We start from the raw sequence: 22,567 nt of genomic DNA on the forward strand, positions 1-22,567 counted from the left end.
TTTCATGGCAATCTCAATTAAAACACCTGATGACATCCAAAAAATGCGCGTGGCCGGCCGCCTGGCCGCCGAAGTGCTGGAAATCATCGAGCCGCACGTCAAACCTGGCGTGACCACCGGCGAGCTGGACCGTATCTGTCACGAGTACATCACCAACGAGCAGCAGGCCATCTCCGCCTGCCTCGGCTACCACGGCTTCCCGAAATCCGTGTGCATCTCGGTGAACGAAGTGGTGTGCCACGGCATCCCGAGCGACGATAAAACGCTGAAAGACGGCGACATCGTCAATATCGACGTGACCGTGATTAAAGACGGCTTCCACGGCGACACCTCGAAGATGTTCATCGTCGGCAAACCGACCATTCTGGGCGAGCGCCTGTGCCGCGTCACTCAGGAAAGCCTGTATCTGGCGCTGAAGATGGTCAAGCCGGGCATCCGCCTGCGCACCCTGGGCAAGGCTATCCAGCAATTCGTCGAAGCCGAGAAGTTCTCCGTGGTACGCGAGTACTGCGGCCACGGCATCGGCGAAGTGTTCCACGAAGAACCGCAGGTGCTGCACTATGACGCCGACGACGGCGGCGTGGTGCTGCAGGCGGGCATGGCTTTCACCATCGAACCGATGGTCAACGCCGGTGACTACCGCATCCGCACCATGAAAGACGGCTGGACGGTAAAAACCAAAGATCGCAGCTTGTCGGCGCAGTATGAGCATACTATTGTGGTCACTGATAACGGCTGCGAGATAATGACGTTGCGCAAGGATGACACCATCCCCAACATCATTACGCACGAGATGTAAGCACCGCGGCGAACGCCGCGTGCAGAATATCACCAGGCCGGCTTTTGCCGGCCTTTTTTATGGGCTGCGCACTATGTCTGACAATCTCCTTCAACAGGCGGCCCCGGCCGTGCCGATGCCACCCGTCTCTCCCAGCGCCTACGGCGACGACGAGCTCACCTGTCCGGAGCTGAAACAGCGGCTGGAGCAGTTCCAGCTGTGGCTGGCAGCGGCGTTCGACGCCGGATCCAGCGCCGAAAGCCTGGTGGCGGCGCGCAGCGACTTCATCGATCGCCTGCTGCGCCGGCTGTGGACCTTCTACGGCTTCGAAGATATCCCGGAAACTGCGCTGGTGGCGGTCGGCGGCTATGGCCGCGGCGAACTGCACCCGCTGTCGGACATCGACGTTCTGGTGCTCAGCCAGCGCCGGCTGACGGAGCAACAGTCGCAGCGGGTAGGCGAATTCATCACCCTTCTGTGGGATCTCAAGCTGGAGGTGGGCCACAGCGTACGCACCCTGGAAGAATGCCTGTTGGAAGGGCTGGCGGATCTGACCGTGGCCACCAACCTGATCGAATCGCGCATGATCTGCGGCGACGTCGCGCTGTTTCTGCAGATGCAAAAACATATCTTCAGCGACGGCTTCTGGCCTTCACCGCAGTTTTTCCACGCCAAGATCAACGAGCAGCAGGAGCGCCACCAGCGCTACCACGGCACCAGCTATAACCTAGAGCCGGATATCAAAAGCAGCCCCGGCGGCCTGCGTGACATCCACACGCTGCTGTGGGTGGCGCGCCGCCACTTCGGCGCCACCTCGCTGGACGAAATGGTCGGCTTCGGTTTCCTCACCCAGGCCGAGCGCAACGAGCTGAACGAGTGCCAGAGCTTCCTGTGGCGCATCCGCTTCGCGCTGCACCTGGTGCTGCCGCGTTACGACAACCGCCTGCTGTTTGATCGGCAGCTCAGCGTCGCGCAGCTGCTGCGCTATGAAGGCGAAGGCAACGAGCCGGTCGAGCGCATGATGAAAGACTTCTACCGCATGACGCGGCGCGTCAGCGAGCTGAACCACATGCTGCTGCAGCTGTTCGACGAGGCCATCCTGGCGCTGGACGCCACCGAGAAGCCGCGCCCGCTGAACGACGATTTCCAGCTGCGTGGCGATCTGATCGATCTGCGCGACGAAACGCTGTTTATCCGCGAGCCGCAAGCCATCATGCGCATGTTCTACCTGATGGTGCGCAACCGCGAAATCAAGGGCATTTACTCCACCACCGTGCGCCAGCTGCGCCACGCGCGCCGCCATCTGAAACAGCCGCTGTGCACCATTCCGGAAGCGCGCGATCTGTTTATGGCCATCCTGCGCCACCCCGGCGCGGTGTCGCGCGCGCTGGTGCCGATGCACCGTCACAGCGTGCTGTGGGCCTATATGCCGCAGTGGGGCAAGATCGTCGGGCAGATGCAGTTCGACCTGTTCCACGCCTATACCGTCGATGAACACACCATCCGCGTGCTGCAGAAGCTGGAGAGCTTCGCCGATGCGCAAACCCGGCCGCGCCATCCGCTGTGCGTGGAGCTGTACCCGCGCCTGCCGCACCCGGAATTATTACTGTTGGCAGCACTGTTCCACGATATCGCCAAAGGGCGCGGCGGCGATCACTCGCTCCTCGGCGCGGAAGACGTGGTGGAATTCGCCGAACTGCACGGCCTCAACTCGCGAGAAACCCAACTGGTAGCCTGGCTGGTGCGCTGCCACCTGCTGATGTCGGTCACCGCGCAGCGCCGCGATATCCAGGATCCGACGGTGATTCAGCAGTTCAGCAGCGAAGTGCAGAGCGAAACCCGCCTGCGCTATCTGGTGTGTCTGACGGTGGCGGATATCTGCGCCACCAACGAAACCCTGTGGAACAGCTGGAAGCAGAGCCTGTTGCGCGAGCTGTATTTCGCCACCGAGAAACAGCTGCGCCGCGGCATGCAGAACAGCCCCGATCTGCGCGAACGCGTGCGCCACCACCGCCTGCAGGCGCTGGCGCTGCTGCGCATGGACAACATCGACGAAGAGGCGCTGCACCGCATCTGGAGCCGCTGCCGCGCCGACTATTTCCTGCGCCACTCGCCAAATCAGCTGGCGTGGCACGCCCGCCACCTGCTGGCCCACGATTCCACCCAGCCGCTGGTGCTGGTCAGCCGCCAGGCGACGCGCGGCGGCACCGAGATCTTCATCTGGAGCCCGGACCGTCCTTATCTGTTCGCCGCCGTCGCCGGGGAAATGGATCGCCGCAATCTGAGCGTGCACGACGCCCAGATCTTCACCAACCGCGACGGTATGGCGATGGACACCTTTATCGTGCTGGAGCCGGACGGCAGCCCGCTGGCGCAGGATCGCCACGCGGCGATCCGCCAGGCGCTGCTGCAGGCCATCACCCAGCGGGAGTATCAGCCACCGCGCGTGCGCCGGCCCTCTTCCAAGCTGCGTCACTTCAGCGTGCCGACCGAGGTCACTTTCCTGCCGACCCATACCGACCGTCGCAGCTACCTGGAGCTGACCGCGCTCGACCAGCCCGGCCTGCTGGCGCGGGTGGGCGAAGTGTTCGCCGACCTGGGGCTGTCGCTGCACGGCGCGCGCATTTCCACCATCGGCGAGCGGGTCGAGGATTTGTTTATCCTGGCCGACGGCGAGCGGCGCGCACTCGACCAAGAAACGCGCAGAAAGTTGGAGCTACGGTTGACAGAGGCCCTCACCCCAAACGATAAAATGTGATACAAGTAACTTTTTACCGACAACATCAGGAAAGAGAACAGCATGCAGCAATTACAGAACGTTATTGAAAGCGCCTTCGAGCGCCGTGCGGACATCACCCCGGCGAACGTAGACACCGTAACGCGCGAAGCGGTAAACCAGGTGATCGGCCTGCTGGACAGCGGCGCCCTGCGCGTCGCCGAGAAGATCGACGGTCAATGGGTCACCCATCAGTGGCTGAAGAAAGCCGTGCTGCTCTCTTTCCGCATCAACGACAACAAGGTGATGGACGGCGCGGAAACCCGCTACTACGACAAGGTGCCGATGAAGTTCGCCGACTACGACGAAGCGCGCTTCCAGAAGGAAGGTTTCCGCGTCGTGCCGCCGGCCACCGTGCGCCAGGGCGCGTTCATCGCTCGCAACACCGTGCTGATGCCGTCTTACGTTAACATCGGCGCCTACGTCGACGAAGGCACAATGGTCGACACCTGGGCCACCGTCGGTTCTTGCGCTCAGATCGGCAAAAACGTTCACCTGTCCGGCGGCGTCGGCATCGGCGGCGTGCTGGAGCCGCTGCAGGCCAACCCGACCATCATCGAAGACAACTGCTTCATCGGCGCGCGCTCCGAAGTGGTGGAAGGCGTGATCGTGGAAGAAGGCTCGGTGATTTCGATGGGCGTATACCTCGGCCAGAGCACCCGCATCTATGACCGCGAGACCGGCGAAATCCATTACGGCCGCGTACCGGCGGGTTCGGTGGTGGTTTCCGGCAACCTGCCTTCGAAAGACGGTTCTTACAGCCTGTACTGCGCGGTGATCGTCAAGAAAGTCGACGCCAAAACGCGCGGTAAAGTCGGCATTAATGAGTTATTGCGTACTATCGACTAAATTGAAATAGCGGGTGATTCACCCGCTATTTTTTTGTCTGCGTTTCGCTGGCAGTCACAGTCGCAGATCTCGCTTTCCGCCATAATTGCAGTCGTGGAATATAACGATCACATCTAAAGAGGGCGCAGTATGTACGATAACTTGAAGAGTTTGGGCATCAATCAACCGGAAGACGTCGATCGCTATAGCCTGCGTCAAGAGGCCAACAACGACATCCTCAAGATCTATTTCCGCAAGGACAAGGGCGAGTTCTTCGCCAAGAGCGTGAAGTTCAAGTACCCGCGTCAGCGTAAAACCGTGGTGGCGGACAACGCCGGCCAGGGCTACAAGGAAATTCACGAGATCAACCCGAACCTGCGTTACGTGATCGACGAACTGGATCAGCTTTGCCAGCGCGATCAGGTGGAAGTGGATCTGAAACGTAAAATCCTCGACGACCTGCGCCATCTCGAAGGCGTGGTGTCGCACAAGATTGCCGAGATCGAAGCCGATCTGGAAAAACTCACCCGCGGCAAGTAATGCGGATCGGTTGATCCGCATCATCGTCAAGGCGCCCTTTCGCGGCGCCTTTTTACTTTACGATTGCAGCAGCGTGCCCCACTGCTCGACCCACGGACAGGCGGCCACTTCCGGCTCCGGCTGTTCCATCGCATCGATCTCCAGCACTTCGCTAACGCGGGTGGCGCCCTGCTCTTGCAACAGCGCGTCGAACGCGCGCCCGGCGCCGCAGAAGTTGTCATAGCTGCTGTCGCCGAGGGCGATCAGCCCATAACGCAGCTCCGGCTGGTAGCCGACCTGATCGCGAATGGCGTGGAACAGCGGCGCGATGCTGTCCGGCAGATCGCCCTGCCCGGTGGTGGAGGTGATCACCAGCGCGTAGTGCTGGCGATAAAACTGCCAGGCCTCCAGCGTGCCCTCTTCGAACAGTTTGACCTCATGGCCCTGCTCGCTGAGGATGTTTTGCGCTTCTTCCGCCACCAGCAGCGAATTGCCGTAGACCGTTCCCACGAAGATACCAACCTGAGCCATGGCTCCTACTCCCTTCATTACCTTTAAAAATTGTCAGCTATCCTGACCGTTAGCCGCGCTAAACTCAACCCCGGCAAGTTCAGGGAATAGCCCCGCCCAACCGAACTGCGTCATCACCCCTTGCCAGTCTTCGCCCCAGCGCGCCGTCACCCGCAGCGGCTCGCCGGTCACCGGGTGCGTCAGCTGCAGATGGCTGGCGTGCAGCATCAGGCGCGGGCAGCCGAAATGCTGCGCCATACCGCGGTTCTGCCGCAGATCGCCGTGCTTGCTGTCGCCGATGATCGGATGGCGAAGATGCGCCATGTGGCGTCGCAGCTGGTGCTTGCGGCCGGTTTCCGGCTGCAGCTCCACCAGGCTATACCGCGCGCTGTCGTAGCGGCCGACGGCCACCGGCATCTCTACCTGCGCCAACGGACGGTAGTGCGTCACCGCCGGCTGCGGCCCCTTATCGGCATCGGCATGTTTATCGGCGATTTTGTCCAGCTCCGCCGTCAGCGGGTAGTCGAGGGTCGCCCCCTCCCGCACATAACCGCGCACCACCGCATGGTAGGTTTTCTGCACCTGATGCTGCTCGAACTGCAGAGACAGCAGGCGCGCCACCTCGCTGGAGAGCGCCATCAGCAGCACGCCGGACGTCGGGCGATCGAGACGGTGCACGGTAAAGACGTGCTGCCCGAGCTGATCGCGCACCGTTTGCATCATAAAGCGTGTTTCATGACGATCCAGCCAACTGCGGTGTACCAACCAGCCCGACGGTTTGTTCACCGCCACCAGGTGTTCATCCTGATACAAAATCTCAATCACATCGCTTTCCCAGGTAAATAGCCGTTTCGGGCGCGAGTATAACAGGCGTGCGGCTCAGCGCTAGTTCACCCATTCGATGGTTACCAGCCGCGTATCGGCGCGGCCGCGATCGTCCACCGCCCGAATGCGGTAGCGCCCGTTGTTTATCGGCCGCCAGTCGATCGGCTTTTTGCTGGCGCTGCTGCCGAGATAGATATCGTCGACGAACCAGTACACCGTTTTGCTGTCGGCGTCCGTCACCGCATTGAAGGCGATTTTGTCCCGTCCCTGCTGCGACTGGCGCAAGGTATAGGTGGTATTTTTCAGCGGCGAAGTGATGCGCGGCGCGTTGCCGCCGACGGCGATGCCGTTGTCCTTGCAGCGGTTGACCGGCGGCGTGCGCTTAGGCAACCCGGCCTGAGCGAAGACGTTGGCCAGATCGGAAGGCCAGAACTCAAAGATTTCGGTGCGGGTCTGCGCCGCGTCATACGGTGGGCAAACGACCTCGCCGCTGTGAATATCCAGCACCACCGGCCGATAGACGCTGTCGACCTTGATCGGCGACTTGCCGGGAATAAACCAGGTCTTGCCCTTCTGTTGGCACCACGGCGTTGGCAGATCGCCGCTGGCGAGGCAAATGTCCACCCGCCGCAGCCGTTGGGGGAACGGGTGCTTCGGTTCCCGCAGGCCGGGGTAACTGGCGTTGACGCTGTCGATGATGTTGAAGAACAGCGGTGCGGCGGCCTCGGCGCCGACCAACGCATTGTTGCCGCGCCCGTCGAAATTGCCCTCCCACACCACCAGCACGTAAGGGCCGAAAATCCCGACGCTCCAGGCGTCGCGAAAGCCCCAGGAGGTGCCAGTCTTCCAGTACACCGGCAGCGATGAAGAACGCTGTGCCAGCGTATCGCCCGGCCGCCGGTGCTGGCGCAGCATATCCAGCGTGATGAAACTGGCCTCCTCGCTCAGCAGCCGCACCGGCGTCGATTCGACCTCGTTCAGCTGCATGCGAAGCGGCCGCAGCTCGCCGCGGTTCGCCAGCAGCGCGTACAGCTTCGCCAATTCCTGCGCCGTCACCTCACCACCGCCCAGCACCAGCGACAGCCCGTAGTGGCTCTCGCTGGCCATATTGGCCACGCCGGTCAGACGCAAAAACTGATAAAAGGTCGGCTGGCGTAGCTGCGAGGCGACATACACCGCCGGAATGTTGCGGCTGAAATTCAGCGCATCGGTGGCGGTCACCGGGCCGAGAAAGCGCCGGTCGAAGTTTTCCGGCGCATAGGCGCCGAACGACGAAGGCACGTCTTTCAGGATGGTCATCGGATGCAGCACGCCCTGCTCCATACCCAGCGCGTAGATGAATGGCTTCAGTGTCGATCCCGGCGAACGCTTGGCGTTGGTGCCGTTCACCTGCCCCTGGATTGGACGGTTGTAATAGTCCGCCGATCCCACCAGCGCGCGCACCCCCATATCGCGGCTGTCTACCAACAGCACCGCGGCGTTTTGAATGCCGCGGCTGCGGTTGCGGGCGATAAACGCGTTGACCTGCCGTTCGATCAGCCGCTGCAACCCGGCGTCCAGCGTGGTGTCGACGCGCGTATCGCGCTGCACCAGTTGCTGCGTCTGCTGGCGTAGCTGTTCGATAAAGTGCGGCGCGATATAGGGTACTTGCTCAGGCTGCCGCAGCGCCAGCGGCAGGCGGAACAGCGTTTGCTGGCTGGCGTCGGTGGGGTAAACCTGCCGCCAGCGCTGGAACAGACGGTTACGCGCCTGCGTCAACGCAGCGCCTAGCACGCCGGTTTTCGGCTCCAGACGGTAGCTGGGCGACTGCGGCAGCACCGCCAGCGTCAGCGCCTCCGGCAAGGTCAAATCCTTCGGCGACTTGGCGAAATAGATCAGGCTGGCGGCGCCGATGCTTTCGATGTTGCGGCCATAGGGGGCGTAATTCAGATAGGCTTCCAGGATATCGCGCTTGGAGTAACTGAGCTCCAGTTGCACCGCGTGCAGCACCTGCAGCACCTTGCCGCCCGGCGTACGGGTATTGAGATGCCAGCGCATGCGCGCCAGCTGCATGCTGATGGTCGACCCGCCCTGCATTTTGCCGCCGGCGACATAGCTGCGCCAGAAGCCGCGCATCAGGCTGACGGGGTTAAAGCCGGGGTTGTAGTAGAACCAGCGGTCTTCGTGCAGCAGCAGCCCGCGTACCGCCAGCGGTGACACCTGCTCCAGCGGGGTCCACAGCCGGTAGCGATCGTCGTTGGCCAGGGTGATGCGCAGCAGCGCGCCATGCCTGTCGTAATAGACGGAAGACTGCGGCAGCCCCTGCCACAGGGGCGGATGCGGCCACAGCCGAATCGCGGTCAACAGCAGCGCCAGTAAAAACGCCGCCATCAAGCCGTTTTGCAGCACGCGCCCAGTCAGGATCTTCATACGTTCTCATCACCCCGGTGCCAGACGCTGGCCTGGCGCCGGATCCGGCCTAGTCGTTGCCCGCCGGCACCACCACCAGCTTGCCGCCACCGGCCGACATGGCCTGCACTTCTCGGTCATACATGGCTTCGCCATAGGCCGGTGGAATAATAAAGCTGCCGGTATTGGTGGCCTTGATCTGATAGACGAACTCCTGCACCTCGGTGCCGGCGCTGCCGTAGATAATTACCCGATCTTCACGGATATCGCTGTAATCCGGCGCCCAGGTGGAGCCGGTAGCGGCCAGCGGCGACTGCCAACCGCCGCGATCGTCACTCTCCTCGCCGGCATCGGCCGGCTCCGGCGGCGTCTGCTGCACCACTTCGAACCCGCCCGGCAGCAGATCGACGATCGCCAGGTTGCTCTGCCCCTCTTTCGAGTTGGCGCGCACCTTCAGATGGACGTTGATCTTCTGCCCCAGCGTCACCTGCGTCACCGGTTTGCCCTGCTCGTCGGTGTAATCGCGGACGATCTCAATCCCGCGCGACAGCGCTTTTTGCGGCGCATTCAGATCGTAACCGGCCTGCGTCACCACATACCAGGCCGGCGCATTGCCGCCGTTGGTGAAGCGCACCGCGGTTGCATCGGCGTTGAACTGCCCCTGCACGAACAACCCCTGCAGCTCACTGATGCGCTGCGGCTCACCGCCGGTTTTGCCTACCTGCACGATGCCCAAGGCGTCCGCGTTGGCGGATTGCGCCGCCACCTGGGTCGAATAGCTTTCCAGCGCCAGAATGCTCATCGCGGAAGAGTAGGTAGTGTAACGCTCTTCTTTCAGCGCCTTGACCATATTCTCCAGCACCTGCGGCGGGATCGACGCCACCTTCTCCGGGAAGTGACGGGTAATCAGATACAGCCGAGTCGCATCCTGCACCAGCGGATCGAAATAATTCTGCGTCCACCAGGCGCTGTCATACGCCTTGCTCAGTTGCTGCCAGCTCGGTTGCAGCAACGCGGCGGCTTCGTCGTCCATCTTCAACAGGCGATAGGAAGAGGCCAGATACAGCGCGCTCAGATCGGTTTTCCACCCTTCGCCATAGCGTTTTTGCAGCGTATCCTGCACCGCCGCCAGCGAGTTGGTGGTCACCTCGCCCTGCAGCGTCAGCAGGTAAACCGCCCAGCTGCGCAGGCGCAGCAGATACAGATCGTCGAATCCGCTGGCCGCCAGTTCGCGCAATGCGCCGTTGGCCTCGTCCAGCATGCCTTCTGGCAGGGCGTAGCCCGCCGCTTTGGCTTCGAGCAAATACTGCACTACATAAGGCGTGACGAAAGGATCGGCATCCGGCGACGAACGCCAGGCGCCGATCGCTCCGCTGTCGTTCTGGCGGGCGCGCAGCACGCCAAGCAGGTTGCGCAGCTGCTTGCTGACTTCCGCCTGGCTTAGGCTGCTTTTCATCTCTGGGTGGCGGCTCTGCAGCATCAGCGGAATGGAGCGGCTGACGATCTGCTCGGAACAGTAATACGGATAATCCGCCAGGTATTGCGCCAGCCCGCTGGTCAGCACCAGCGGCGAATTCGACACAGCCGCCCTGCGCTGCGCGAAAGCATCGAACATCTGGCGCAGGCCATCGACGTTCTGGCTGCTGCCGCCCATCCGCCCCATCACCGACTGGGTACGGTATGGCGCCGCCGGCCGCACCGAGGTGCTGACGGTGCGGCGGCTGGCCTGGTCGCCGTAACGGGCGTCGAACACCAGTGGCGCATCGCCCAGCACGGATTTGGCGCGCAGACGGAAAGCGATCACGCCTTCGCGTTTTTCCGCCAGCGTCAGGCTTTGCGTCGCGCTGCCCACCACCTCCAACTGCGGTGGCGGCGTCAACAGAACGTTGATGGCCACCGACTGGCCGTTCAGCCCTTCGAGGTTGTTGCTGACGCCCACGCTGACGTCGAACTCGTCGCCCGGCGCCACCATTGCCGGCACATTCGGCGTCATGATGAAGTTGTCGCGCACCGTGGCGGCGGTTTGCGCCTTGCCGATTTTCTCCGGCGTCACCGAAATCGCCATCACGCGGATCTTGCCGTTAAAGTAGTCCGGTACGGGGTAGACGAACTGCTTCTCGCCGCTGACCTCGATAATGCCGGACCAATAGGCCACCGGCTTGTCGCGCTTGCGCTTGAACGGGTTGAGGTTGAGATCCAGCCCTTCGCCCGCGTCGCCGCCCGGCGCCGCGGTCAGCGCCATCAGCTTGCTGAACTCCGGCAGGATCAGGTCGAGGATCTGGGCGCTGCTCACGTTCAGTTCGCGCTTGCTGAAGAAGAACTCCAGCGGATCCTTCAGGCGGTAACGCGCCACCTGCAGAATGCCCTCATCGACGGCAAACAGCGCCACCTGCTGCGGCGCGTCGGTCTTGACCGTCATCGTCAGGTTTTCACCCGGCTTGATGACCTCCGGCGCCGTCACCTCAAGGCTGTTTTGGCGCGCCTTGGTGCTGATCTTGAACGGCATCACGCCATAGCTCAGCGGGCTCATGAAGATTTCGCTGGAGTTGATATCGCGCACGAACTGAACGTTGATGTAGCCGTTGCCCTCCATGCCGGCCGGTACGCGGATCTTCTGCACCGAGCTGGTGGTGTCGGTGTGGAACCACTGCCAGGCGTAAACCTTGTCCTTCTCGATGGTGATCAAACCGCTACCGGTATAAGGCGCGTTGATCGCCACCTCGATCTCCTCGCCCGGCTGATATTCCGCCTGGTTCAGTTTCAGCTTCAGTTCGGCGTTGCGATCCAGCGAACGGCTCAGGTTGGCGTTGCCTGCCACGCTGTAGGCAACGCGGTTGAGCGTCTTGCCCTGCGCATCTTCAATCACCAGCACGAAATCGCCCGGCTTATCGGTCGCCAGCCGCAGATCCGCGCCCTGCTCGCTCAGCGCCAGCGGCTGTTCCGACAGCTGCACTTCCTTCATCTTCGACTGGTATTTGTAAACGCCCGAATCCTGTTTGGTCAGCACCGAAATGTATTTCTGTTCGATCAACACCTGCTTCAGGTTCGGCATGGCGATCTGTTTCAGGTCCGGATCGATGGCGATCACGTTCAGATGCCGCTCCGCGTCGCGGTTGATGTAGCCCAGATCGCCGTCCGCCTGCACCCCAATCAGGTAATCGTAAGGGGAAACCAACGTACGGGCGGTAGCCGCCACCGAGCGCCCGCCGCCGGCGACGAACGCCTCCGACAGCAGCTGCAGCTGATAAGTAGCGTCGGCGTAGGATTTCAGATCGAGCGGTATCTCAGCCACGCCGTGCTCATCGGTGGTGCGATCTTCCAGCTCGGTTTCGAACCCGTCGCTGTTTTGCCGGTTTTCATAGAACGCATAATCCGGGAAGCGATCGAAGCTCGGATACATCGGCCGCAGCGTCAGCCTGGTGGTCACGCGGCGATCCTGCGCCGGAGTACCGAACAGGTTCTGCACATCGATGCTGGCCTTCAGCTCGGACGGTTTGACCCAGCCTTGCTGGCGATTCGGCGTCAGCGCCAGCTTCACTTTCAGCTGATCCGGCTCGAACTCCTTCACATTGACCGCGGTATGGCCGAGCAGCGTGGAGGTATCGTTGTTTTTGCCGATCAGATACAGATAGACGTTCCACTCGCCGGTGGGCGAGTTTTCATCGGTGGTATAGCTCAGCTCGTTGAAACCGCTGGCGCCCAGCGTCAGCGGCACGGTGGTCATCAGCTTGTCGCGCGGATCGCGGACTTCGGCGCGCACCGGCACGCCGGCCAGACCAACGCGCCAGTCGGCGGCGCGGGTGATCAGGCCAATATTGAAAGTATCCCCCGGTCGATAAACGCCGCGATCGGAGAACAGGTAGCTGCCGAGCGTACGCGGATCGGTCGGCGTTTGTTCACCGGCGACGTCGAAGCGCGAGAAGTCCAGCCCGCGATCGTTATAGCTGCCGGTCGGCAGGAAGGAGACATCCCCTTCCTTTTCCACCAGGAACATCACCGGCTGGCGCTCGTGGGTGTACACGTCGAGCGCCGGGAAACGCACGTGGCCGTCGGCCCCGGTGGTTTGGCTGAGCAGCGTCACGCCGTTTTTGGCCACTACCGACACGTTGGCGCCGCTGACCGGCGCGCCGCTTTGAATCGACTGCACGAAGACGTCGCGCGTCTTATCCTGCGAGCTCTTGGCGACAATGCCCAGATCGGTCACCACCACAAAGCGCGAATCGCCGACGTCGGGCTGATCATCCCCGGTGCTCTCGTCCGGTTCCTGTTCTGGCTCGGCGCCCGCCTCTTCCGCCGCCGGTTTTCGGTTCGGCTGCCATTCAGACAGCGTCAGCAGGAACACTCCGCGATGGGAACTGGCGTTGGTGGAGAGATAACGGGAGAGATCGATGCCCTGATAGTTCACTTCGCCCGGCCGCTCGTTGTTGAGCGCCGTCTGGTATTTGAAATGCTCGGTGAAATATTCGTCGTTGAGCCGGTTGAATTCCGTGGACGAGTACTCCCGGCTTTTGAAGGAGACGATGTGCTGCAGCTGGCTCGGGATCACCCGCTTGATGTCCAGCCGCAGGCCCGCCACGTTGCGCGCCGCCACGCTGATCTGTTTGTCACCGTTGACCGACAGCAGCGAGCCTGCGGACATGAACTGCAGCGATTTCGGGAACTCCGGCACTTCGACCACCCGATAAACCTTCTTCGGCATTTTGTAACCGCCGACGGAAACCAGCTGGTTGTCTATCTCGATCAGCACGAAGCGATGCGCCGGGGCTTCAAAGCGGAAGCTGAACTGCGGCTGGTAGGCCTCTTCAGCCTCGTTAAGCGTCAATGGCAATGCCGTCGCCTGCGCCAGCACGTTTTTACCGACGCTGTCGACCGTCCATTGATAGAAATCTTCGGCATCGTTGGCGGCTTCGGCATCGCTCGGATCGTGCTGCGGCAGCAGCCAGGCTTTGGTGGCCCGCGCCAGCTCTTTATCTTTCACCGCATCGCTGAAGCCGACCACCAGCGCACGCTGCCCTTGGCCGCCGTCGGTGTCCACCACCTGAGCGCTGGCGTCGCTCAACGCCAGGCTGTACAGCGTCGGGACTTTGACCCAGTTGTTTTTCGCCTCTTCGACCGCATTGCCGGCCGCCGTCGATTTAACGCCCTTACCGACGGTCAGATGCACTGCGCCGCCCTGATCCAGCGCCTGCAGCGGCTCGGAATGCACCCAAGCGTTCAGTTTTTTCTCGTCATAGACCAGAGAGAAGTTCAGCTTTTTCTCGGAGGAAGTGTTGCCTTCTTTCAATCCCAACGAAATCTGTTTTTCAATGCTGGCGACGTCAACCGGTGCATTGAACTGCAAATTGAAAATCGCGCTACGTTTCTGCACATCTTGCGGATCGCGGTAATACTCGGCCTGCCCCAGACGGTAATCAAACGCGGGCACGGTGAAGGCATAACGGGTTTTGGCGAGCTTGACCTGCGGCGCCAGCAACGTGGCGGGCTCGAGGGTCACGTCATATTTCGCGCCCATCGGCAGCGGTTTTTTCGGCGTGAACACCAGCGTCGACTCATTGCTCCACGCCCATTGGCCTTCCGCCGTCGGCTTCAGAATGATGCCGGCGCTCACGGTTTTACCCACTTCGGCGATCGGCGCGACCGACCCGCTGAAGGTCAGGCTCACCGTTTGCGGCGCCAGCCGGGCGGCGGCGTAATCTATCGGCTCGGGGTTGGCCAGCGCGGCGCTGACCTCTTGGACTACCATCGGCGCAGGCTCGATAGGCTGAGGCCGGTTTTGCCACCAGTGCCAGCCGTAAAACGCGCCGCCTGCGGCACCAGCCAACAGCAGCAGGCCCAGACCAATCGCTTTCGGGTGTTTATCCACGCCGCTTTCGAGCCGCAAAAAACCGCGCGGCAGCGCAGCCCACCAGGCCGGCGCACGCCAGCTGAGGTTGCCGACCAGCGGTCTCAGCAACCGCCCCAACAGCGACAACGCCCCACCGAGCAGGCGACAAACGCCCTTAACCAGGGTAAAAGGCAAACGCAGGATAAACCTTAATAAATCCATTATTGCAGCACCTCATCATCCTAATGCAGCCCCGGTCAACCGCCGCGGTTCAACCGAGCCGAAAGACGCCGTCGGCTCTCCTGCCCGGCATCCGCGCGAGTACTCTACACTGCCGGGCGGCAAAAATCTGCGCGCCGCCGGGGAATTACGGCTCTTTATTCAACATCAAATCCAGCTGTTGCAGCAGCACCAGCAGCGGCAGGCTGCTCGGCTCACGATCTTTCAGCGCCTCTTCGAAATAAGGCGTGATGGCGAAGCGCGTTGGCAACGGCGCTTCGGCGTCCAGCAACGCATACATGCGCGGCAAGAACACCCACTGCAGCCAGGCTTCGGCCGACATGCTGTCGATGCAGAACGGCTCGGTGCTGGAGAAAGCCTCATGATCAGGCGGCGCGGCCTGCCACAGCGCCAGATCGCGCATGGATTGTTCAATCGCCTGCAAACTGCGGCGCACCTGGTTATGTATACTCATCTGCATTCCCGATCTCTTTTCATCATGGTATTCAGCGCGCTGGCTGAAAGGCGGCAAAGCATAGCATTTTTATAGCCCAAATTCGGCGCACCTGAGACAGCTCGCCGTTTTTATCTGGTGGCGTTCGCCGCCGCGCGGCACAATAGGCCCACCGAGTTCACCACACAGATAAAGATTCATGTCCGTAATAACAGAGAAAAAAAACCACGCGACGCCCGGTAAGGCCATGCTGGCTTCGGTCACCGGTTATGCCATGGACGGGTTTGACCTGCTGATCCTCGGCTTTATGCTGCCGGCCATCAGCATCGAATTGGGATTAACCTCATCGGCCGCCGGTTCACTGGTCACCTGGACGCTGATCGGCGCGGTGCTGGGCGGTGTGATCTTCGGCCACCTCAGCGATCGCTTCGGCCGTATCCGGGTACTCACGATCACCATCCTGATGTTTTCACTGTTCACCGGCCTGTGCGCCGTGGCGCAAGGGTATTGGGATCTGCTGGCCTATCGCACCCTGGCGGGCATCGGGCTGGGCGGCGAATTCGGCATCGGCATGGCGCTGATCGCCGAAGCCTGGCCGGCAGAGAAGCGCAACCGCGCTTCGGCTTACGTCGGCATGGGCTGGCAGTTGGGCGTACTGGCGGCCGCCTTCCTGACGCCGCTGCTGCTGGAACACATCGGCTGGCGCGGCATGTTTTTGGTCGGCCTGCTGCCGGCGCTGGCGTCATTCCTGATCCGCCGCACCCTGGGCGAGCCGGAGGCGTTCGTGCGACAGAAAGAGGCTGGGCAACCGCTCTCCTTCCTGCAGCGTTTGCGCCTGCTGTTTAAGGATCGCGCCACCAGCAGAGCCAGCGTCGGCATCTTCATTCTCTGTTCGGTGCAGAACTTCGGCTACTACGGCCTGATGATCTGGATGCCGACTTACCTGGCGAAAAACTTCGGCTTCTCGCTCACCAAGTCCGGCCTGTGGACGGCGGTGACGGTGGTCGGCATGACGTTCGGCATCTGGCTGTTTGGCGTGCTGGCCGATCGCTTCGCCCGCTGGAAGATCTTCGTGCTTTATCAGATCGGCGCCGTGGTGATGGTGATCGGCTACGCCCAGTTGAGCGATCCGATGCTGATGCTGTTCGCCGGCGCCGTAATGGGCATGTTCGTCAACGGCATGATCGGCGGCTACGGCGCATTGATTTCCGATACCTATCCGGTGCAGGCGCGCGCCACCGCGCAGAACATCCTGTTCAATCTCGGGCGCGGCGTCGGCGGCCTGGGGCCATTGGTGATCGGTGCGCTGGTGACGCAGGTGTCGTTTACCGCGGCCATCAGCCTGCTGGCGGCAATTTACCTGCTGGATATCTACGCCACGCTGTTCCTGCTGCCGAAAAAACAGAGCGCAGGCGATACGCTGGGCGCGATTGGTTAATGCTGAAGAGGGATTAAGGCAGGGCGCCCGCGCGGCGGGATAAAACAAAAAGTTGGGGGCACTGCGTTAACAGTGCCCCCGGTTCGTTTTATAGCTATCCCGCTACACAGTGTGCTCCCTGCTCAATCCTTGAAAACTTTTCCTGCGGCCATCCTGACCAAGTGATCCTTGCATCATCCTGCAGCATCGTCCTGACGCGGTTCCTCAGCCTTCCTGACCCGCCGACAGTCCCGTGCCGGCTCTCAATCTCCGTCCTGGAGGTGTCCCTGGTTTCTATCCTGAAACATCCTGGGCATCTCCTGACGCCATCCTTCGCTCTTGCCTGAGCGCATCCCTTTCTTCTTCCTGAAGCTGCATCATCCTGATGCTTTCCTGCTCCGCCGGTTCCGTTCCGGTAACGATAAGATCGCTTAAATTCCCCGGAATCACAAGGGTTTGGGAGGTGTCTCACACTAAATTAAGACTAAGAGTTATCCTAAAGAAATTCTAACCAATTGATCTGGATAACAATAATCTCATAGCCTGGGGAAAGGTGGGAAAAATTAAGAGCGATATCTCACAGCCCGTGTGAGAGATCTCTCACACGGGCGACGGCGAATCCGTCGCGATTCAGTCCAGCGCCGGGCGCAGCGCATCGAGGAAATTCCCCAGCGTCGCCGCCAGAAGGGTGCGCTTATCGCTGCCGAACTGTTCCAGCACCACGTTACCGCTGACGTTGCACAACGACACCATCGTCATTTCAGATTCAGTGGTCGCCAGGAAGAGGGTCGGCGACAGCTTGAGGCGTTTTTGCGTCACCAGATGACCGATCAGGTTTTCCTGCAGGCGGATAAAATCCTCTTCGCTCCAGACCTGCAGCAGGCTCAGGCGATGCTCGCCGAACTGCGCGCTCATGTCGCCGGCATATTGCTGCGTGTAGAAACGGTGCGCGTCCGGCTGCAAACGCAGCTCCAGCGCGGCCTCTACCTTCTCCAGCGTCGCCGCCGGTTCGAAAGGCTGCGGCAACCACAGCACTTCGTCCTCGCGGTTCTCCACGATGCAGGGCGACGGCACGCCGTACAGCGCTTGGCTGGCCGGCGCGTGGCCGCGCTCATGCTGCCACAACTCGACATAGCGTTGAGTGAATTCACGCAGAGCGTGCGATACATCATGGTCCATATTCTTTCTCGCATACGTTAAACTGACGGCCATTGTACCTATCTCTGACCGAGGTGACAGCAGATGTCCTCATATCAAGACCACCAGGCCCTGTCGGGGCTGACGCTGGGCAAACCCACCGCCTACCGCGACCGCTACGACGCCACGCTGCTGCAGGCTGTGCCGCGCAGCATGAACCGCGAGCCGCTGGGGCTGTACCCCGATAACCTGCCCTTCCACGGCGCGGACATCTGGACGCTGTACGAGCTCTCCTGGCTGAACGCCAACGGACTGCCGCAGGTGGCTGTCGGTGAAATCAGCCTCAACGCCGACAGCCTGAACCTGATCGAATCGAAAAGCTTCAAGCTGTATCTCAACAGCTTCAACCAAACCCCGTTCGCCGATTGGGAAACGGTGCGCAGCACGCTGGAGCGCGATCTGTCCGCCTGCGCGCAGGGCGAGGTGAGCGTCACCCTGTTCAGCGTCGAGCAGTTGGAAGGCACGCCGATCGCCCGCCTGGCCGGCGACTGCATCGATCAGCAGGATATCCGCATCGACAATTATGAGTTCAACGCCGACTACCTGCTGAACGCCGCCGATGAAGAGGTGGTGGAAGAGCGCTTGGTCAGCCATCTGCTGAAGTCCAACTGCCTGATCACCCATCAACCTGACTGGGGCTCGGTGCAGATAAGCTACCGCGGCGGCAAGATCGATCGCGAAGCGCTGCTGCGCTACCTGGTCTCCTTCCGCCACCACAACGAATTCCACGAGCAGTGCGTCGAGCGCATCTTCAACGATCTGATGCGCTATTGCCGGCCGCAAAGCCTGACGGTTTACGCCCGCTACACCCGCCGTGGCGGGCTGGACATCAACCCGTGGCGCAGCAACGTCGAATTCGCCCCCGAGCACGGCCGCCTGGCGCGCCAATAAGTGCGAAACATTGCTCAACAACTGAGCTAACGAGCGGTTTGTGTTGGTAAAAGCACAGGGACGGCGGTAAGGTTAAAACGAGGCTGCGGCCGGGCAGAGCGCCCGCTGTGCCGCAGCACGCCAACCATAACGAGATGCTGTTTTGCTGCGTATGGATTACTACTGCCCCGCACCGGGTGCAAAGGAGTTACCTTGATTACACACATCAGCCCGCTTGGCTCTATGGATTTATTGTCGCAGCTGGAAGTAGACATGCTGAAGCGCACCGCCAGCAGCGACCTGTACCGCCTGTTCCGCAACTGTTCGCTGGCCGTGTTGAACTCCGGCAGCCAGACCGACAACAGCAAGCAGCTGCTGTCGCGCTATGAAACCTTCGACATCAACGTGCTGCGCCGCGAGCGCGGGGTGAAGCTGGAGCTGGTCAACCCGCCGGAAGAGGCGTTCGTCGACGGCCGCCTCATCCGCTCGCTGCAGGCCAACCTGTTCGCCGTGCTGCGCGACATCCTGTTCGTGCACGGCCAAATCGCCAGCGCCGGCCGTTTCCAGCACCTTAACCTGGAAAACTCGGCCCACATCACCAACCTGGTATTCTCGATCCTGCGCAATGCACGCACGCTGCATCTGGATGAAGATCCCAATATGGTGGTGTGCTGGGGCGGCCACTCGATCAACGAAAACGAATACCTGTACGCGCGCAAGGTCGGCAGCCAGCTGGGCCTGCGCGAGCTGAACATCTGCACCGGCTGCGGGCCGGGCGCCATGGAAGCGCCGATGAAAGGCGCAGCGGTCGGTCACGCGCAGCAGCGTTACCGTAACAGCCGCTTCATCGGCATGACCGAGCCGTCGATCATCGCCGCCGAGCCGCCTAACCCGCTGGTCAACGAGCTGGTGATCATGCCGGACATCGAAAAACGCCTGGAAGCCTTCGTGCGCATCGCGCACGGCATCATCATCTTCCCGGGCGGCGTCGGCACCGCCGAAGAGCTGCTGTACCTGCTGGGTATCCTGATGAACCCGGAGAACAGCGAACAGGTGCTGCCTCTGATTCTGACCGGGCCGAAAGAAAGCGCCGACTACTTCCGCGTGCTAGACGAGTTCATCATGAACACGCTGGGCGACGAAGCGCGCCGCCATTACACCATCATCATCGACGATCCGGCGGAAGTGGCGCGGCAGATGAAAAAAGCCATGCCTCTGGTGAAGGAAAACCGCCGCAATACCGGCGACGCCTACAGCTTCAACTGGTCGATCCGCATCGCGCCGGATCTGCAGCTGCCGTTCGAGCCGAGCCACGAGAACATGGCGAACCTCAACCTGTATCCGAACCAGCCGCCGGAGCAATTGGCCGCCGCGCTGCGCCGCGCGTTCTCCGGCATTGTGGCCGGCAACGTGAAGGAAAACGGCATCCACGCCATCGAGCAGTTCGGCCCGTACAAGCTGCACGGCGAACCGCAGATGATGAAGCAGATGGACAGCCTGCTGCAGGGCTTTGTCGCCCAGCACCGCATGAAGCTACCGGGCAGCGCCTATGTGCCCTGCTACGAAATCGTAGCCTGACCCTCAATCCCGGGCGGCGTAACAGCCGCCCTGTTTTTTCTGACCTTGCCGCCCATGATGATACACCTACTGATTGTCGACGCCCTGAACCTCATCCGCCGCATTCACGCCGTGCAGGGCTCCCCTTGCGTCAATGCCTGCCACCACGCGCTGCAGCAGCTGATCCAACACAGCCGCCCGACCCACGCGGTGGCGGTCTTCGACGAGGACGATCGCAGCGACAGCTGGCGCCACCAAATTCTGCCGGACTACAAGGCCGGGCGTTCGCCGATGCCGGAAAACCTGCAGCAGGAGATGCCGCAGCTGCGCGAGGCCTTCGCCGAATTGGGCGTCGCCAGCTGGCATTCTCCCGGCAACGAAGCGGACGATCTGGCGGCTACGCTGGCGGCCAAGGTCGCCGGCGGCGGCCACCAGGTGACCATCGTCTCCACCGACAAAGGCTACTGCCAGCTATTGGCGCCGAACGTACAGATCCGCGATTACTTCCAGAAACGCTGGCTGGATATGCCTTTCGTGCAGCAGGAGTTCGGCGTACAGCCGCAGCAACTGCCGGACTATTGGGGGCTGGCGGGGATCGGCAGCAGCAAGATCCCCGGCGTGGCCGGTATCGGGCCGAAAACCGCCGTGCTGCTGTTGCAGCAGTCGGGCAGTCTGGACGGGCTCTATCAGCACCTGGAAAAGGTGCCGGAGAAATGGCGCGGCAAGCTGGAGCAGCACCGCGAGCTGGCCTACGTCAGCAAACACGTCGCCACGCTGCGCACCGATCTGTCGCTGGACGGCAACCTGCAGCAGTTGCGCCTGCCGATACAATAAGGGCGCTGCAAGCAGCGCCCTTCATCAAGCTTAACGCGATTAATCGCGCTCGTCGCGCCGGCCCGGCACCGCCGACCACATGCGGCGCACGTGTACGGTGATCTCTTCGCGGTCGTGATACAGCTGCTTGGCATGCACTTCGACGCTGATGCCGGCAGCGCCCAGCGCTTCGCGGATACTCATCAGGTTTTGCGACACTTCCTCATAGCGCTTTTTCATCGGCAGCTTGAGGTTAAAGATCGCTTCGCGGCACCAGCCTTTCAGCAGCCACTGAATCATCAGGCTGGTCACCTTCGCCGGTTTCTCCACCATGTCGCACACCAGCCAGTAGATCTTGCTGCTGTTCGGCTCGAACTTGAAGCCGTCGGCGCGGTGGTGCGTCACCTGGCCGGTTTCCATCAGGCTCGGCGCCATCGGGCCGTTATCCACCGAATGCACCATCATGCTGCGTTTCACCAGCTGATAGGTCCAGCCGCCCGGGCAAGCGCCCAGATCGACCGCGTGCATGCCGCTGGCCAGGCGTTCGTCCCACTCATCGGCGGGGATGAACACGTGAAACGCTTCTTCCAGCTTCAGCGTCGAACGGCTCGGCGCATCGGCCGGGAAGCGCAGACGCGGAATGCCCATGTAGAACGGCGAGTTGTTGTTGCTGTAGGAGTAACCGACATAGCAGCAACCCGGCGCGATGAAGAACACGTGCACCACCGGGCGAGTCGGGTTCTCCCGCGCCATCAATACCTTTTGCTCGCGCATCGCGGCGCGCAGCGGCACCGTCAGCTTGCGGCAGAACTTCATCAGCTCTTTGCTTTCGTTGGTGTCCGGCACTTCCACCCGCAGCTCGCCGCCGCGATCAACCACGCCGATCAACATGCCGACGATCGGCGATACCCGATCTTCCGGCGGCAGATCGCGCAGCAGCTCGCCCACCACGATCATCTGGCGAGCAAAAATCAGTTCACGGAACGGAATTTCCCGCGCCAGGCGGTCAGCATCATCCGGCTGATAGCATTCGAACAGCACGTAACCGCTGTGCTCTTTTACCCGCGCAAAGCCGAAAATCTCCCGCTGGGCGGCTTTGTCGGTGATCTCCGCCGCACACTCTTTTTCGAAGCCGGGACGGCAGTACAACGCAATCTTATTCATGGCGCTCGGCCTTTTTCCTCAGACGCAAAGCGCCAATCAACATCAATATCCAGCCGATCAGGAAGCACACGCCGCCAACCGGCGTGATATATACCCAGACCTTCAGGTGCGACAGCGCCAGGCAATAGAGGCTGCCGCTGAACAACACGGTGCCGAACGCCAACAGCGCTCCGCTCCAGTAAAACCACAGGCTCACGCGGCGCTGCATTGCGACCGCCAGCGCCAGAATGGCCAGGGTGTGGAACCCCTGATACTCAAGCCCGGTGCGGATCCAGGCCATTTCGTTGGCGCCGAGCGTACCGCTTAACACATGCGCGCCGAATGCGCCCAACGCGACAAACACAAAGCCGCTGATAGCGGCGAAAACCAGCATGGAACGGCTGCTCATCGTGATCTATCCCATTAAAAATCACCGGCCGCGGCAAGGC

16 protein-coding genes are annotated in these 22,567 nt (G+C 61.5%); 8 read left to right on the plus strand and 8 right to left on the minus strand.

Annotation, left to right across the window (positions count from 1 at the left end):
• Positions 1 to 4: 4 nt before the first annotated feature.
• From map to QDT79_RS23670, 4 genes are all read left to right on the plus strand, one after another.
• Positions 5 to 799, plus strand: a complete 795-nt coding sequence (gene map / locus QDT79_RS23655; protein WP_004931936.1) for a type I methionyl aminopeptidase — start codon at positions 5 to 7, stop codon at positions 797 to 799.
• A 73-nt stretch (positions 800 to 872) separates the two neighbouring features.
• Positions 873 to 3,536: a bifunctional uridylyltransferase/uridylyl-removing protein GlnD gene (gene glnD / locus QDT79_RS23660; protein ID WP_308317141.1), complete on the plus strand. Its 2,664-nt coding sequence runs from the start codon at positions 873 to 875 to the stop codon at positions 3,534 to 3,536.
• A 42-nt stretch (positions 3,537 to 3,578) separates the two neighbouring features.
• A complete protein-coding gene (gene dapD, locus QDT79_RS23665) occupies positions 3,579 to 4,403 on the plus strand; it encodes a 2,3,4,5-tetrahydropyridine-2,6-dicarboxylate N-succinyltransferase (protein ID WP_004931932.1) in 825 nt (274 codons plus the stop codon).
• A gap of 129 nt (positions 4,404 to 4,532) precedes the next feature.
• Complete coding sequence (locus QDT79_RS23670; RefSeq protein WP_004931929.1) at positions 4,533 to 4,922, plus strand: DUF3461 family protein; 390 nt, start codon at positions 4,533 to 4,535, stop codon at positions 4,920 to 4,922.
• Positions 4,923 to 4,979: 57 nt separating this feature from the next.
• On the opposite strand, the gene QDT79_RS23675 is transcribed toward QDT79_RS23670, so the two are convergent.
• From QDT79_RS23675 to QDT79_RS23695, 5 genes are all read right to left on the minus strand, one after another.
• Positions 4,980 to 5,432, minus strand: coding sequence for a flavodoxin (locus tag QDT79_RS23675; RefSeq protein ID WP_033654121.1), 453 nt, complete (start codon positions 5,430 to 5,432; stop codon positions 4,980 to 4,982).
• Positions 5,433 to 5,465: 33 nt separating this feature from the next.
• Positions 5,466 to 6,236: a tRNA pseudouridine(65) synthase TruC gene (gene truC, locus QDT79_RS23680; protein ID WP_308317142.1), complete on the minus strand. Its 771-nt coding sequence runs from the start codon at positions 6,234 to 6,236 to the stop codon at positions 5,466 to 5,468.
• 60 nt (positions 6,237 to 6,296) lie between these two features.
• Entirely contained in the window at positions 6,297 to 8,645 is a 2,349-nt protein-coding gene (pbpC, locus tag QDT79_RS23685; RefSeq protein ID WP_308317143.1) for a penicillin-binding protein 1C, read from the minus strand.
• Positions 8,646 to 8,694: 49 nt separating this feature from the next.
• A complete protein-coding gene (locus QDT79_RS23690) occupies positions 8,695 to 14,670 on the minus strand; it encodes an alpha-2-macroglobulin family protein (protein ID WP_308317144.1) in 5,976 nt (1,991 codons plus the stop codon).
• 145 nt (positions 14,671 to 14,815) lie between these two features.
• Positions 14,816 to 15,142: a YqcC family protein gene (locus tag QDT79_RS23695; RefSeq protein WP_033638567.1), complete on the minus strand. Its 327-nt coding sequence runs from the start codon at positions 15,140 to 15,142 to the stop codon at positions 14,816 to 14,818.
• 178 nt (positions 15,143 to 15,320) lie between these two features.
• On the opposite strand from QDT79_RS23695, the gene QDT79_RS23700 reads away from it, so the two are divergent.
• A complete protein-coding gene (locus QDT79_RS23700) occupies positions 15,321 to 16,559 on the plus strand; it encodes an MFS transporter (RefSeq protein ID WP_197817111.1) in 1,239 nt (412 codons plus the stop codon).
• Positions 16,560 to 17,168: 609 nt separating this feature from the next.
• Here the strand turns inward: QDT79_RS23700 and syd are convergent.
• Positions 17,169 to 17,717, minus strand: a complete 549-nt coding sequence (gene syd, locus QDT79_RS23705; protein ID WP_107227898.1) for a SecY-interacting protein — start codon at positions 17,715 to 17,717, stop codon at positions 17,169 to 17,171.
• 63 nt (positions 17,718 to 17,780) lie between these two features.
• On the opposite strand from syd, the gene queF reads away from it, so the two are divergent.
• The 3 genes from queF to xni all read left to right on the plus strand — a co-directional run bounded on the left by queF (position 17,781) and on the right by xni (position 20,996).
• Positions 17,781 to 18,626 (plus strand): NADPH-dependent 7-cyano-7-deazaguanine reductase QueF, encoded by an 846-nt coding sequence (queF, locus tag QDT79_RS23710; protein WP_063990756.1) that lies wholly within the window; start codon positions 17,781 to 17,783, stop codon positions 18,624 to 18,626.
• A 192-nt stretch (positions 18,627 to 18,818) separates the two neighbouring features.
• On the plus strand, positions 18,819 to 20,183 hold the full coding sequence (gene ppnN, locus QDT79_RS23715; protein WP_107227899.1) for a nucleotide 5'-monophosphate nucleosidase PpnN: 1,365 nt from the start codon (positions 18,819 to 18,821) through the stop codon (positions 20,181 to 20,183).
• A 54-nt stretch (positions 20,184 to 20,237) separates the two neighbouring features.
• The gene (xni, locus tag QDT79_RS23720; protein WP_308317145.1) at positions 20,238 to 20,996 is read left to right on the plus strand and encodes a flap endonuclease Xni; all 759 of its coding nucleotides are present in this window, start codon (positions 20,238 to 20,240) and stop codon (positions 20,994 to 20,996) included.
• A 39-nt stretch (positions 20,997 to 21,035) separates the two neighbouring features.
• On the opposite strand, the gene rlmM is transcribed toward xni, so the two are convergent.
• Positions 21,036 to 22,139, minus strand: a complete 1,104-nt coding sequence (gene rlmM / locus QDT79_RS23725; RefSeq protein ID WP_063990753.1) for a 23S rRNA (cytidine(2498)-2'-O)-methyltransferase RlmM — start codon at positions 22,137 to 22,139, stop codon at positions 21,036 to 21,038.
• Positions 22,132 to 22,527, minus strand: a complete 396-nt coding sequence (locus QDT79_RS23730) for a DUF423 domain-containing protein (RefSeq protein ID WP_004931896.1) — start codon at positions 22,525 to 22,527, stop codon at positions 22,132 to 22,134. Before QDT79_RS23730 ends, rlmM begins: the two co-directional genes overlap by 8 nt.
• Between the last annotated feature and the right edge of the window lie 40 nt (positions 22,528 to 22,567).

The sequence above is a fragment of the Serratia marcescens genome (assembly GCF_029846115.1).
Taxonomy (GTDB): Bacteria; Pseudomonadota; Gammaproteobacteria; order Enterobacterales; family Enterobacteriaceae; genus Serratia; species Serratia marcescens_L.

Bases quoted from the DNA above. Each gene is read 5' to 3' on its own strand.
- map (WP_004931936.1), top strand. From the start codon at position 5: ATGGCAATCTCAATTAAAACACCTGATGACATCCAAAAAATGCGCGTG.
- glnD (WP_308317141.1), top strand. From the start codon at position 873: ATGTCTGACAATCTCCTTCAACAGGCGGCCCCGGCCGTGCCGATGCCA.
- dapD (WP_004931932.1), top strand. From the start codon at position 3,579: ATGCAGCAATTACAGAACGTTATTGAAAGCGCCTTCGAGCGCCGTGCG.
- QDT79_RS23670 (WP_004931929.1), top strand. From the start codon at position 4,533: ATGTACGATAACTTGAAGAGTTTGGGCATCAATCAACCGGAAGACGTC.
- QDT79_RS23675 (WP_033654121.1), bottom strand. From the start codon at position 5,432: ATGGCTCAGGTTGGTATCTTCGTGGGAACGGTCTACGGCAATTCGCTG.
- pbpC (WP_308317143.1), bottom strand. From the start codon at position 8,645: ATGAAGATCCTGACTGGGCGCGTGCTGCAAAACGGCTTGATGGCGGCG.
- QDT79_RS23690 (WP_308317144.1), bottom strand. From the start codon at position 14,670: ATGGATTTATTAAGGTTTATCCTGCGTTTGCCTTTTACCCTGGTTAAG.
- QDT79_RS23695 (WP_033638567.1), bottom strand. From the start codon at position 15,142: ATGAGTATACATAACCAGGTGCGCCGCAGTTTGCAGGCGATTGAACAA.
- QDT79_RS23700 (WP_197817111.1), top strand. From the start codon at position 15,321: ATGTCCGTAATAACAGAGAAAAAAAACCACGCGACGCCCGGTAAGGCC.
- syd (WP_107227898.1), bottom strand. From the start codon at position 17,717: ATGGACCATGATGTATCGCACGCTCTGCGTGAATTCACTCAACGCTAT.
- queF (WP_063990756.1), top strand. From the start codon at position 17,781: ATGTCCTCATATCAAGACCACCAGGCCCTGTCGGGGCTGACGCTGGGC.
- xni (WP_308317145.1), top strand. From the start codon at position 20,238: ATGATGATACACCTACTGATTGTCGACGCCCTGAACCTCATCCGCCGC.
- rlmM (WP_063990753.1), bottom strand. From the start codon at position 22,139: ATGAATAAGATTGCGTTGTACTGCCGTCCCGGCTTCGAAAAAGAGTGT.
- QDT79_RS23730 (WP_004931896.1), bottom strand. From the start codon at position 22,527: ATGAGCAGCCGTTCCATGCTGGTTTTCGCCGCTATCAGCGGCTTTGTG.